The following is a 12320-nucleotide window of genomic DNA, read 5'->3' on the forward strand; positions in this document are numbered from 1 at the left end:
GGCGGTTTCCAAAATACAAGAAAGCGGTGATTTTGAATGGCGACTGATTACAAAGCGTTAAAAAACGGCGGATTTATGAGGCAGGTGCAGAAAAATAATTTTTCCCTCCGGCTGAAGGTGGTGGGCGGAAACCTTACTGCCGACCAGCTTTTGACTGTCGCCGAGATCAGCAAAAAATACGGCGACGGGTACGTGCATCTTACCTCCCGGCAGGGAGTGGAGATTCCCTTCATCAAGCTGGACGATGTGGAGCCGGTCAAGGCGGAACTGAAAGCGGGGGGCGTCGACACCGGCGTGTGCGGGCCCCGCGTGCGCACGGTCACAGCCTGTCAGGGCAGCAAAATCTGCTCCTCCGGCTGCATCGACACCTACTCGCTGGCGGTGGAAATTTCCGACCGCTATTTTGGCCGGGAGCTGCCCCACAAATTCAAATTCGGGATCACCGGCTGTATGAACAACTGCCTCAAGGCGGAGGAAAACGATCTGGGCATTAAGGGCGGCTATGCGGTCGAGTGGCTTCCGGATGCCTGTACCCTCTGCGGCGTGTGCTCGAAAGCCTGCCGGGAAGGGGCCATCACCCAAACCGACAGCGAGATTTTGCTGGACGAAAGCAAATGCAGCTATTGCGGCCGGTGCGCCAAATCCTGTCCCTTTGACGCGTGGAAAAGCGAACCGGGGTATCTTCTTTCTTTCGGCGGCACCTTCGGGAACCTGATCGCCAAGGGAAAGCAGTTTTTACCCATTATCCATGACAAGGAGACGCTGTTCCGGGTGGCTGACGCGGCCCTGACGTTTTTTGATCGGCACGCCAAGCCCAGCGAACGTTTCCGGGTGGCTATCGATCGGGCGGGCTGGGACGTATTCCAAGCAGAAATGGAGGCGGCGTATCGTGGGTGAATACCTCATTGACGAAACAGTGGATATCACGGATGTGGTCTGCCCGGTGACCTTTGTTAAGGCAAAGGTCGCGCTGGAAGAACTGGAGGAGGGACAGATTCTCTCTATTCGCATGAATGACGGTGAGCCGGTGCAGAATGTGCCCCGCAGCGTCAAAGAAGAAGGGCATCAGATTCTGAAGCTCACTGACAACGGCGACGGCACCTATAACCTCATTGTCCGGAAAACGGCCGATTAAGCGCCGGTCAGGTGATCGGCAAGCCCGGACAGATACGCGGAACAGCTCCGCAAGTTGGGGTTACAGGCAGGGAAACAATACGTGAAACGATCAATTGAATTTTGGAGGAGTCAAAATGAAACTTACCGTGGCCGGAGTTCAAAAAGAATACGCCGGGGGCTTGACTGTAGCACAGCTGATCGAACGGGAGCAGGTGGAGACGCCGGAGTATGTTACCGTGTCGGTCAACGATGAATTTATCCAGAGAGATACCTTTTCCGAAACCGTTCTGCAGGACGGCGATATCGTGGAATTTCTGTACTTCATGGGAGGAGGGCAACCCTGATGGCTTTTACCAATGACCAGCTGGAACGCTACTCTCGCCATATTATCCTGTCCGAAGTGGGCGTGAAAGGGCAGAAGAAGCTGTTGAACGCCAAGGTGCTGATTATCGGGGCGGGGGGCCTGGGCGCGCCCGCCGCTCTCTACCTGGCCGCCGCCGGAGTGGGGACCATCGGCATCGCCGACGCCGACGAGGTGGACCTGTCCAACCTTCAGCGGCAGGTCATTCATACCACCCCGGACTTAGGCAAGGCAAAGGTGCAGTCGGCCAGAGAGACCATGGAGGCCATCAACCCGGACATTGCGGTCAATACCTACCGGACCTTTGTGTCGGCGGACAATATCATGAAGCTGATTGCGGATTATGATTTTATCATCGACGGCACTGACAATTTTCCCGCGAAATTCCTCATCAACGACGCCTGCGTGCTGGCGAAAAAGCCCTTTTCCCATGCGGGGATTATCCGCTTCAGGGGCCAGCTCATGACCTATGTACCGGGGCAGGGGCCGTGCTACCGCTGCGTTTTCAAAGAGCCGCCCCCGCCGGACGCGGTACCCACCTGCAGGCAGGCCGGGGTCATCGGGGCCATGGGGGGCGTGATCGGCTCCCTGCAGGCAATGGAAGCGGTCAAATACATCATCGGCAGGGGGGAGCTCCTGACCGGGTACCTGCTGACTTATGACGCCCTCAAAATGGAGTTTCGCAAAATCAAGCTGCCGCCGGCGAAGGACTGCGCCGTCTGCGGGGAGCATCCCACCATTTTGAAGCCGTTTGATTACGAACAGGCGGTGTGTGATTTAAAATGACTGTCAGACTCAAACAAGCGGATTATGACGCCATTGTCGCCCACGCAAAAGCGGGCTTGCCCAATGAATCCTGCGGGCTGATTGCGGGAACGGCAGAGGGCGGTCTTAAGACCGTAGAAAAGGTGTACCTTTTATCAAACCCCGACCAAAGTCCGGAGCATTTTTCCATTGACCCCGGGGAGCAGCTTGCGGCCGTCCGGGATATGCGCGCGCTGGGCCTTTCGCCGCTGGGAAACTTTCACTCCCATCCTTCCACTCCCGCGCGGCCATCCGGGGAAGATATCCGGCTGGCCTATGATTCAAAGGCCAGCTACCTGATTCTTTCATTGGCGAAGGAAACGCCGGTACTGAAAGCGTTCGGGATCGCGGACGGCATGGTTACGCCGCAGATGCTGGAGATAATATGAGGACTCCCGCAACACCTTTTTGACCTTTTAAGGCCGCGCGAATGCTGTGTGAGGCCGGAAAGCCTCAAGTGTTGGCCGAAAAAACAGAAGAGTGATAAAAAAGAAACCGGGCATTGATGCCCGGCTTCTTTTTCTATAGGTTCTTTGGGATATTCTCCCGTATGTCCGACGCGTCCCGCCGCCAGATGCTCCGTTTTAAATCCACATTGCCGTTGTCTTTAAAGTACACGCCTTCGTTTGACAGAAGCGTCCGCTGTTCGTTCCAGCCGGGGACCGGCCGCCCCGTGCTGTTTACCACCCTGTGGCAGGGCAGGTCCAGATATCCGGGCGCGCTGTGCAGGGCATGGCCGACCAGTCTTGCGTATTGCGGCATCCCCAGCATCAAAGCAATCTGTCCGTACGTTGTGACCCTTCCATACGGGATGACGGCGACCACACGGTAAACCAGATTATAAAATTCTTCCCTTTTCATGCAGCCTCCATAATCTCTACAGGAATTCCATTCAGTTTTCGAGATGAAACACGTTCCTTGTTGCAAAACCAACTGGAAATGCTGTACCTCCATTGTGCCCGGCAGCACGGGGCCATGGCTGCTTCCCAAAACGTCATGGCCTTCATCGGTACATTTTACGTTTTTCCGCTGCGGGGATTTCTATCTCATACCGATATTTTGCCACGGTACGCCTGGAAATGTCAATGCCCTTTTCCTGAAGGCTTCGGGTGATCTTCTGATCCGAGAGCGGCGCGAACTTGTTTTCGTGTTCAATCAGGCTGCGGATGGTCTCTTTGATTTGCAGAGAAGAAAAACAGTCTTCTTTTCCCCGTGCCCGTATTTTTGAAGTAAAGAGGGATTTGATGCTGACTGTCCCGGAGGAACACACAATATACTTTCCGGAAATTGCGCGGCTGACCGTCGACTGGTGCAGATGAAGCCGGTCCGCGACCTCTGCGATGGACATCGGCTTCAGGCGGGATACGCCGTGTTCAAAATAATCCTTCTGAAGCTCGACGATCTTCTCCAGTACACGCAGTACGGTGCTTTTCCGGCTGGACAGCTGCTTTATGAGGAACGACGCCTGTTTTGTTTTATCTTTGAGATACGCGAGGGTTTCGCGGTCATTTTCCTCTAGAAGTAATTTTTGATAAAAACTGCTGATGTGCAGATGGGGAAAAGCCTTCTCATTGTCCCGAATAAAAAAACCTCCCTGCCCGTCTTTACAAATGACCGCCTCGGGGATGATGTATCCGCCGCTGCGGTCCGTCTGAAACCCCCGGGAGGGAATCGGGTTCAGGCCGCGGATAAAATCGCACAATTTTTTCGCGGTCTGAAGGGAAGTGCCAAGCCGGTTCGCAATAACCTGTATCTTATTTTCGCTCAGGAGCCCGAGATGTTTTTCAATGATTTCTTTGACCATCGCCATGTCACACTCCGCACACCGTCCCAGTTGAAGAAGCAGGCATTCCGTTATATTGGCGGCGCCGACCCCCGGCGGCTGCATCGTCTGAACAATTTTTACAGCTTCCTTTATTTTTTCGACCGGCAGCCCCAAATGCCGGGAAAGCTCTTCCACGCTGCTGCCGAGATACCCTTTTTCAGTAAGGTCCTGAATGATGTAGCTGCAAATGCGCCCGGCAGTCCGGTCGACTTCCTTTTCTCCAAGCTGGCGCAGCAGATAATCGGTAAAGGTGTCTTCCGCCGAAAGCGTAGCGTACGGGTCAAAATTCTCCTCATCGACGTAAAAGGGTTGACGCACGCCGGGGGCGCAGCCGTCCAGAGAAAGCATTTTAGCAATTTCCAGGGCGGTTTTCGCATCCTGATAGGATTCGCCGTCGTCAGCCAGCGCACAGTCGGAAAACATAGGGTCTTCCTGCGGGCCATCGCCGTCATACTCCAGCACCGGATTTTCCATGACAGCTTCTTCCACTTGCTGCCGCAGTTCCGCAAGGGGCATCTGCAGCAGGGCAAGGGACTCTCTCATCTCCGTCGTCAAGTTCAGCTTCTGGCTTTGGCTCTGCCTCTGCGTCTGATTTTTTATAAATGAAAGCTCCACAAAATCACCTTCCGGCTAAAGAGGCGGTTCCCCTTATGTACCGATGCATTGAAGCAGCGTGCTTCTGGTTTCGGCGATCATTCCCGGGCTTACGGAAAATTCATCCAGCCCGTATTCCAGCAGCAGGGGAATTGCCCGCTCGTTGGATGCCAGCTCGCCGCACAGGCAGCAGGGAATCCCGGATTGATGCGCGGCGGAAATCGTCATCCGGATCAGGCGCAAAACAGCAGGATGCAGCGGATTGTATAAATCGGAAATACTCTCATTCATCCTGTCCACCGCCAGTGTATACTGCGTAAGATCATTGGTCCCGATGCTGAAAAAGTCGACCTGTTTCGCAAATTCCTCCGCGGTCAGCGCGGCGGACGGAATCTCTATCATCATTCCGGTCGGAATGGAAGGACAAAAACGGACGCCCTCCTGCTCCAGCTGTAATTTGCAGGTGTTCAGGGCGTCTTTCGCGCGGCCCAGCTCTTCCATGCAGCTGATCATAGGGAACATGATTTGAATATTGCCGAAAGCGGACGCCCTCAGAATCGCCCGGAGCTGTGTCTGAAACAGCTCCGAATTCTGAAGGCAAAGCCGGATCGCCCTCAAGCCGAGAAAGGGATTGCTTTCCCTGTCCATCGGAAGATACGGGAGGCTTTTGTCCCCTCCGATATCAAGGGTGCGGATGGTAAGGGGTCTGCCGTCCAGCAGCTCGGCCGCTTCCCTGTAAATTTGGAACTGCTCTTCCTCGGTGGGCATGGATGCCCTGTTCATATATAGAAATTCCGTCCGGAAAAGCCCGACTCCTTCCGCGCCGTTTTTCAGCGCGGCCTCAATATCCCTGATGCCCCCGATATTCGCGGCGACCAGAATCCGTCGTCCGTCTCCGGAACAGATTCTGGCGCCGGCCGTGCGTTTCCCGTCCTCTTTTTTCTGGCTGAACTGATTTTCAAGTGTCCGGTACTTTTTGATTGCTTCGGCGTCGGGGCGGATCAGCACTTCTCCCGATACGCCGTCCACAATGACCGTATCGCCGCCGCGGACATCCGCGAGGATATCCCTGCAGCCGACGACCGCCGGAATGTCCAGCGCTTTTGCGAGAATGGCCGTGTGGGAGGTTTCCCCGCCCGTTTCGGTCACCAGGGCCGATACTTTCTCCCTGTCGATCTGCGCGGTGTCCGAAGGCTTCAGATCATGAGCGAAAAGAACGGTTCCGGCGGGCAGACCCGCAAAATCGATTTCTCCGCTTCGCCCGGCGAGATTGCGCAGGATTCTGGAACCCACGTCTTTAATATCCGCGGCGCGCTCTTTCATATAGCCGTCCTCAAATGCGAAAAAGGTATCGTACAGGGTCCGGGTCACGTCGGAGAGGGCCTTTTCTGCGGTTACGGATTCCTGCTTTATTTTATGGAAAGCTTCCCCGGTCAATGCGGGGTCGTCTATAAAATTCAGATGGCTTTCGATAATTTCCACGTTTTTGGCGTCCAGCTTTTCACGGGCCTTTTTTACAATCTCCTCAATCTGTTTTTTGGACAGTTCCATTGCCTTTGTCAGCCTGTCTGCTTCCGCGGCGGGATTCTCCGCAGTTTCCTGAAAGCGCAAAGCTGCGTCCGTGCCGATGACATAGGCTTTTCCCACCGCGTAGCCTTTGGAAACTCCAATGCCTTTTTTCATAAATGGGCCTCCTAATCAGGAATTAGTCTTCTCCGAATTTTGATTGAATCAGTTGGGTCAGCTCCGCGACCGCTTTTTTTTCATCTTTTCCGTCCGCTTGGATCGTGACAATATCATTCATCTTTGCCTGCAGGGCGAGCAGGCTGATCATGGATTTCGCGACGGCCGAGCGGGAACCGTTTTTGATGATGATCTCGGAATCATATCTGCCGGCGGCCGTAACCAGCATGGAAGCCGGACGGGCGTGCAATCCGACCTTATTGGATATCTGTACTGTCTGTGACGTCATAATGGCATCCTCCTTAAAATGTGTTTCACTGATTATCAAGCAATTTTCGTGCCAAAGACGGTTTGGCCATTTTACTATATCGGAGAAACACAGTTTTCCGCGGCGAAAAAGGAAGCAATATAACAGATTTCGTCGTCAGGAATCCGAACTTTAAATTTTTGCTCCAGCCTGCCGCACGATGTCTTTATCATCTCAAAAATTTCCCGGTTGTTTTTGATATAAGCGTCCCTGCCGGGAAATTCCTCAATGGCGATCTTCCCGATCAGACGGTCGATCAGGCACCCGATATGGCACAGCACCCCGATCAGCGAGTCCGACAGCAGGCGGCGCTGCGTGCGGGTCTCTATTTCCTGAATCACTTCCCGGATATCATTGAAAATGCTTTTGCTGTTGAGATTTTTCAGCATATTGGAAAGTGTCCGGCCGATTTCTTCAAACGTGTTTTCCGTATCGATGAGCGACTGGATTTTCGGTACGGCCTTTCGGTCGAAGACATCCGCCAGGTCGAAATGCGGCACCGCGAGGTCGATTGGAAAGCTGCTGACAACACAGAGAATTTTCCCGATACGGCTGATGGAGTCCAGCCGGGAGGAAATGCTTTCTTCTTCCACAAGCTTTAGGGCGACCGTTTCACAAAGGGAATTGTGGTAGTCCAGCTGGCTGTCCAGAATATTTTTGATGACCTGTGCGCTGCCCTCCCCGGTCGTACAGACGGTAAGGATAAAGAGCTTCGGCAATTGCCCCTTATTGGGAGCCAGCGGGTCGGTCTCGCTGAGCAGATCGTTGACGGACAGCGTTTCATGATACACATAGTCCAGCGGATATCCCAAGGCGGCTTTGCGCCCGGCCTCGATCACGTGCAGCGTGCTGACCAGAGGGATGGTTTTCACATGGATGCCGAGCTCGTTTTCCAGCGCCGTGGAAAAATCGGTCAGGGAGCCCATATCCACCAGCAAAAGAAGGTCGGACTTCTGCGGCCTTCCAAGCAGATATTCTTTCAGGCCGGTATAGACCTTTTGCGGGTTTTCGTCCAGGGAGGCGTCTATTCCCGCCACGCAGTCCATCCCGAGCAGCCGATTTGCCGCGCCCGCCATGGAGGTCGCGGTTGACACGCCGTGCGCGATTACGATTACCTGTACCCGTTCGTTCCTTTCCCCGGTCATCGGATGGTCCAGACAGAGAAATACGGCCAGAAAACCGGCTTCATCGATCGGCATGGTGATGTCAAATTCCCGATCGACCAGCTTCAGGCTTTCCAGCGCGACGGTAAATTCCGCATCGTGCTCCTTGCGGATCAGGTTCAGCTGCGGATTCACAATTCTGCGTCCTCTTTTTACGCGGTTGACGGAGTTGTAAATATGTACCGCCATTCCGTAACGGATATTGTTCCCGAAACTGCGTTCCAGCTTTTCTTCCGCATGAGCCAAAATCCTGTCGACGGTCTGCACGATTTCGCCGCCCACCAGATTGGTAATGCTTGAAAAATCCTGCGGATGACTGGAAAGCTCCGTGTACTTCTCAAAATAAAGATGGATTTCCTTGTCGATCTGCCTGCTGATCTCCTCCTCGTCCGCGCCGATTCCCTTTAGCTCCTGCATCCTGGTATCGATCATTTCATAGATGTTTTCCGCGTCTTCATTGTTCCGGAACAGGAGTTCTTTGGAATCGCTGTCAAACACGCAGTAGCGTTTGTTGATCCCAATAAAGCGGTTCCAGATCTGGCGGTGCGTGGTTTCAAGGTACAGGCCTTCCTTAATATAGGAGGGCAGGTCAAAGCTGACAATGCGCAGGTCCTCTTTTTTGCCGGATACAAGGTCGGAATAGGCTTTGGCGCAAATGATCTGAATGTCGTTTTTCAGCTGGCCGACATTGTTGGGGCAGTGGTAACTCAGGAGCGACCGCATGGAATTGACGGAAACGGAAATCGGTTTGTTCAGCCTCATGGATTCCTTTCGGAAAAAGCCGCTGATCAGATTCAGCCGCTCTTCCATGCTTCTTTCGCTTAAACTCGGAATCTTGATGATCATGGGAATCCTGCGTACGAAGGTTTTCAGCAGAGTGGAATCCGGGTCCTCCGTCGTGGCGCAGAGGAGCAGAACCTTCGCCCTCCTTTCCAAATCCGCCTCTCCCAGACGGCGGTAGACGCCGCGGTCGATAAAGGTGAACAGCATTTCCTGTCCCTGCGGGGGAAGACGGTGAACTTCATCCAGAAACAGGAACCCGCCGTCGGCTTTTTCAAGCAAGCCGGGCCTGTCCGTATCCGCGCCCGTATACGCTCCTTTTTTCGTTCCCATCAGCTGGCTGACCAGAAGCTGGGGATTGTTTGCATAGTCCGCACAGTTGAAGACAATAAAAGGGGCGTCCCTGCCGACACACTCTTTTTCGCGTGCGTATTGATAAATCAGTTCCGCGAACATGGATTTTCCCACGCCGGTTTCTCCGAAAATCAGCAGATGCATTCCATTGGGCGGATACAGCACGGCGGCCTTTGCCTGCTCCACACAATGGTAAAGGCTCCTGTTCTCCCGGACAAAAGCGTCGAGCGTGGATTCGGCGCTTGGAGGGGGAAGAGCGCCGGCGGGCCTGTAATAAACGGGCTTCGAGCCGGACTTTTCCGCTTTGCTTTCTTCGCAGAGCCTGTTCAGGTCGCTGCTTACGTTGGCGCGGGACAGCCCCAGGCTTTCCGCCAGGTCCCCGGCAGTCACGCCCCGTTCGCCGGAAAGTTCGACTAATTTTTTCCTTACGATCTCAATCCGCTTCAAGCTTACCACCCTATCTTTCTCATCTGTAAAAGTATAGTGCTTATGCACAACAAAGTCAAATAGCATGTTTACTATATCGTATAATGTGTTTTATGATTAAATAAAATCTGTTTTATTTAATACACATCCTCTGATTTCCTTGCGTGTTAAAACGACGAAGCTGTTTCTCCGTCTTTTTGATAGGGATTTGTGTTTTGGCACAATTTATGCTTATTCAAATAGAAGGAAGAGAAAAATACAGATGTAAAGGTGACTTTGAAATGGATTTAGAAGCAATTTCCATGCAGCTGCTGGTAAACAGCGGCGATGCCAAAAGTCTGGCAATGGAAGCAATCGCAAGCGCAAAAGGGGGCGAGATCGCAAAAGCGCGGGGATCAATTGAAAAGGCGGGCCATTGCCTTACGGAAGCGCACCGTTTTCAAACGGAGATCATACAGAAAGAGGCGGCGGGAGAAATCGAAAAAGTGACGGTGCTTCTGGCCCATGCGCAGGATCATTTAATGAGCGCCATTACCGTGATCGACATGGCCAAAGAATTTATCGATTTATATGAGCTTGTTTACTCAAAGCAGGGCTGACCGAGTGGATGGAGAAAGGAGAGCGACTGAAATGATCAGGGTGGTTCAGTTTTTAAACCAGATCCAGGCGGGTCTTGGCGGAGATGAAAGGATGGACATCGAACCCCGGGCGGAACAGGGAGCGGTGGGCATGGGGATGCTTTTGCGGACCATGCTCATGAGAAAAGGCGCGGATATCGTCGGCACGGTCATCTGCGGCGACCATTATTTTTTGGAAAACAGGGAAGAGGCCGCCGCAAAATTGACGGAGCTCATCCGGACATTCCGGGCGGACGTGGTGATCTGCGGGCCTGCCCTGAATCATAAGCGGTTCGGGGAATGCTGCGGATATCTTGCGGAGGCTTTGGAAAGCAGGGAAAAAATCCCCGCCTTCGCTGCCATGGCAAAAGAGAGCACGGGGACGGAGCTTTTCAGAAACCGGGTTTATATTATTAAGACGCCGAAGGTAGGCGGCACCGGCCTGAACGCTTCCCTGAGAAAAATCGCCGACTTTGCGGTGAAAAAGAGCAAAGGGGAGCCGATCGGTTCTCCCGAGGAGGAGGGGTACTTCAAAAGGGACTGATTCGGATAAGTCTATCAGGCTGCTGCTATCTCGGCGGTTTGGTACTTAAATATAATAACAGAGGAGGAGGAATCTGAATGAAGCGCATTCTTTTATTTTGTTCCGCCGGTATGTCCACCAGTCTGCTGGTGACAAAAATGCAGAAAGCGGCACAGGAAAAAGGGGTGGATGTGGTGATAGACGCTTTCCCCGAAGCGGAAATGGCAAAGCATCTGGACGGAGCGGACGTCGTTCTGCTGGGACCGCAAATCCGTTTTGCGCTGGCCAGAGCCAAAAAAACGTGCGGCGAAAAAGGGATACCGGTCGACGTGGTCAACAGTATGGATTACGGGATGATGGACGGCGAAAAGGTGCTGAAAAAAGCCCTTGAAATGTGTGAGAGTTCAAACGGAGGTGTATTGAAATGAGTAAAAAAGAAAATGTTCTGGAAGAAAAGATCATGCCGGTAGCGGATAAGATTGCCAACAATCGCTATTTGCTCGCGATCCGTGACGGATTTATGCTGGCAATGCCCCTGCTGATCATCGGGGCGATGTCCCTGCTGATCGAAGAATTGCCGATCACGGGATACGGGGATTTTATGGCCGGCATTTTCGGCAAGCAGTGGGGGGACTTTTTCCTGGTTCCCTATCATGCGTCGATGGCCATTATGACGATCTTTGTGATCATCGGTATTTCCAACAGCCTGTCAAAGCACTATGAGCAGGACGGCCTCAGCTGTGCGGTCATCTCGCTTGTCTCTTTCTTTGTGCTGACTCCGTTCGTCACCAGTTTTACGCCCGAGGGGTCACAGACCGCCTATGAGGTCGGCAGCGTGATTCCGATGGAGTGGATTGGCTCGAAGGGCCTGTTCGTGGGCATGCTTTCGGCGATCCTCGCCACGGAGATCATGCGGTACATAACGAACAAGGGGTGGGTTATTAAAATGCCCGAAGGGGTTCCCCCGACTGTTTCAAGGGCCTTTTCAGCATTGATTCCCGGCGCGATTACCATTTATTCCTTTGGAATCATCCGGCTGATTTTCGCATATACATCCTTCGGCACCATCCATAACTTTATCTATACGATTTTACAGCTTCCGCTGGTTTCCCTGGGCGACAGCCTCGGCGCCGTATTGATCGCAAACTTTTTTATCGGGCTGTTCTGGATGTTCGGCATTGCCGGCGGCGACGTCGTGCAGTCGATCATGACCCCGATCTGGCTGGCTCTGTCGGCGGATAACCTCGCGGCGTTTGGAAAAGGGGAAGCCTTGCCCCACATTATTACCCAGCAGTTCAATTCCATTTACCTGTGGCTGGGCGGCGGCGGAGCAACTCTGGGGCTGTGCCTTGCCCTTTTGCTGGTCTGCAAATCCCAGCAATGCAAAAAAATCGGCAGACTTTCCATTCTTCCGGGGCTTTTCAACATCAACGAACCGATTATATTCGGGCTTCCCGTGGTCCTCAACCCGATTATGGTGATTCCGTTTATCTGCACTCCGCTGGTATTGGCGGTATTGACCTACTTTACCATGGCGGTCGGGCTGGTTCCGTATCCCAACGGCGTGGTCATTCCATGGACTACCCCGCCGATCATCGGGGGCTTCCTCATTTCCGGAATCAGGGGAGCAATCCTTCAGATCGTTGAAGTAGCGGTCTCGTTCCTCATTTATCTGCCGTTTATCAAAGCGCAGGACAAGGAATACTGCGAGCAGGAAAAATTATATGAAAGCAAGGGCGACGATTCGGCCGCCGGATAAGGGAACGA

General features: G+C 53.3%; 14 protein-coding genes. 9 read left to right on the top strand and 5 right to left on the bottom strand.

Annotated features, from left to right (window positions below; all coding sequences use genetic code 11):
• Window positions 1-36: 36 nt before the first annotated feature.
• From LY85_RS13820 to LY85_RS13840, 5 genes are all read left to right on the top strand, one after another.
• Window positions 37-897, top strand: coding sequence for a 4Fe-4S binding protein (locus tag LY85_RS13820; protein WP_141827108.1), 861 nt, complete (start codon window positions 37-39; stop codon window positions 895-897).
• The gene (locus tag LY85_RS13825) at window positions 890-1135 is read left to right on the top strand and encodes a sulfurtransferase TusA family protein (RefSeq protein ID WP_038322472.1); all 246 of its coding nucleotides are present in this window, start codon (window positions 890-892) and stop codon (window positions 1133-1135) included. The genes LY85_RS13820 and LY85_RS13825 overlap by 8 nt, the downstream gene beginning before the upstream one ends.
• Before the next feature lie 115 nt (window positions 1136-1250).
• The gene (gene thiS, locus LY85_RS13830) at window positions 1251-1460 is read left to right on the top strand and encodes a sulfur carrier protein ThiS (protein ID WP_141827109.1); all 210 of its coding nucleotides are present in this window, start codon (window positions 1251-1253) and stop codon (window positions 1458-1460) included.
• Window positions 1460-2263: a molybdopterin-synthase adenylyltransferase MoeB gene (gene moeB / locus LY85_RS13835; RefSeq protein ID WP_141827110.1), complete on the top strand. Its 804-nt coding sequence runs from the start codon at window positions 1460-1462 to the stop codon at window positions 2261-2263. Before thiS ends, moeB begins: the two co-directional genes overlap by 1 nt.
• Window positions 2260-2670: a M67 family metallopeptidase gene (locus LY85_RS13840; RefSeq protein WP_141827111.1), complete on the top strand. Its 411-nt coding sequence runs from the start codon at window positions 2260-2262 to the stop codon at window positions 2668-2670. Before moeB ends, LY85_RS13840 begins: the two co-directional genes overlap by 4 nt.
• A gap of 133 nt (window positions 2671-2803) precedes the next feature.
• Here LY85_RS13840 and LY85_RS13845 read toward each other — a convergent pair whose 3' ends face one another.
• From LY85_RS13845 to LY85_RS13865, 5 genes are all read right to left on the bottom strand, one after another.
• Window positions 2804-3142, bottom strand: coding sequence for an MGMT family protein (locus LY85_RS13845; protein ID WP_141827112.1), 339 nt, complete (start codon window positions 3140-3142; stop codon window positions 2804-2806).
• 142 nt (window positions 3143-3284) lie between these two features.
• Window positions 3285-4721, bottom strand: a complete 1437-nt coding sequence (rpoN, locus tag LY85_RS13850; RefSeq protein ID WP_141827113.1) for an RNA polymerase factor sigma-54 — start codon at window positions 4719-4721, stop codon at window positions 3285-3287.
• A 33-nt stretch (window positions 4722-4754) separates the two neighbouring features.
• On the bottom strand, window positions 4755-6383 hold the full coding sequence (gene ptsP / locus LY85_RS13855) for a phosphoenolpyruvate--protein phosphotransferase (protein ID WP_141827114.1): 1629 nt from the start codon (window positions 6381-6383) through the stop codon (window positions 4755-4757).
• 22 nt (window positions 6384-6405) lie between these two features.
• Window positions 6406-6672 carry an HPr family phosphocarrier protein gene (locus LY85_RS13860; protein WP_141827115.1) on the bottom strand — a complete coding sequence of 89 codons (267 nt, stop codon included), beginning with the start codon at window positions 6670-6672 and terminating at the stop codon, window positions 6406-6408.
• Window positions 6673-6746: 74 nt separating this feature from the next.
• On the bottom strand, window positions 6747-9434 hold the full coding sequence (locus LY85_RS13865; RefSeq protein WP_141827116.1) for a sigma-54-dependent transcriptional regulator: 2688 nt from the start codon (window positions 9432-9434) through the stop codon (window positions 6747-6749).
• Window positions 9435-9694: 260 nt separating this feature from the next.
• On the opposite strand from LY85_RS13865, the gene LY85_RS13870 reads away from it, so the two are divergent.
• From LY85_RS13870 to celB, 4 genes are all read left to right on the top strand, one after another.
• The gene (locus tag LY85_RS13870; RefSeq protein WP_141827117.1) at window positions 9695-10012 is read left to right on the top strand and encodes a PTS lactose/cellobiose transporter subunit IIA; all 318 of its coding nucleotides are present in this window, start codon (window positions 9695-9697) and stop codon (window positions 10010-10012) included.
• Between the two features lie 31 nt (window positions 10013-10043).
• On the top strand, window positions 10044-10574 hold the full coding sequence (locus LY85_RS13875; RefSeq protein ID WP_141827118.1) for a glycine/betaine/sarcosine/D-proline family reductase selenoprotein B: 531 nt from the start codon (window positions 10044-10046) through the stop codon (window positions 10572-10574).
• Between the two features lie 77 nt (window positions 10575-10651).
• A complete protein-coding gene (locus tag LY85_RS13880; RefSeq protein WP_141827119.1) occupies window positions 10652-10981 on the top strand; it encodes a PTS sugar transporter subunit IIB in 330 nt (109 codons plus the stop codon).
• Window positions 10978-12312: a PTS cellobiose transporter subunit IIC gene (celB, locus tag LY85_RS13885; RefSeq protein WP_141827120.1), complete on the top strand. Its 1335-nt coding sequence runs from the start codon at window positions 10978-10980 to the stop codon at window positions 12310-12312. Before LY85_RS13880 ends, celB begins: the two co-directional genes overlap by 4 nt.
• The last annotated feature ends 8 nt before the right edge of the window (window positions 12313-12320 follow it).

The organism is Clostridium sp. KNHs216 (assembly GCF_006714885.1).
Lineage (GTDB): Bacteria > Bacillota > Clostridia > Oscillospirales > Acutalibacteraceae > Caproiciproducens.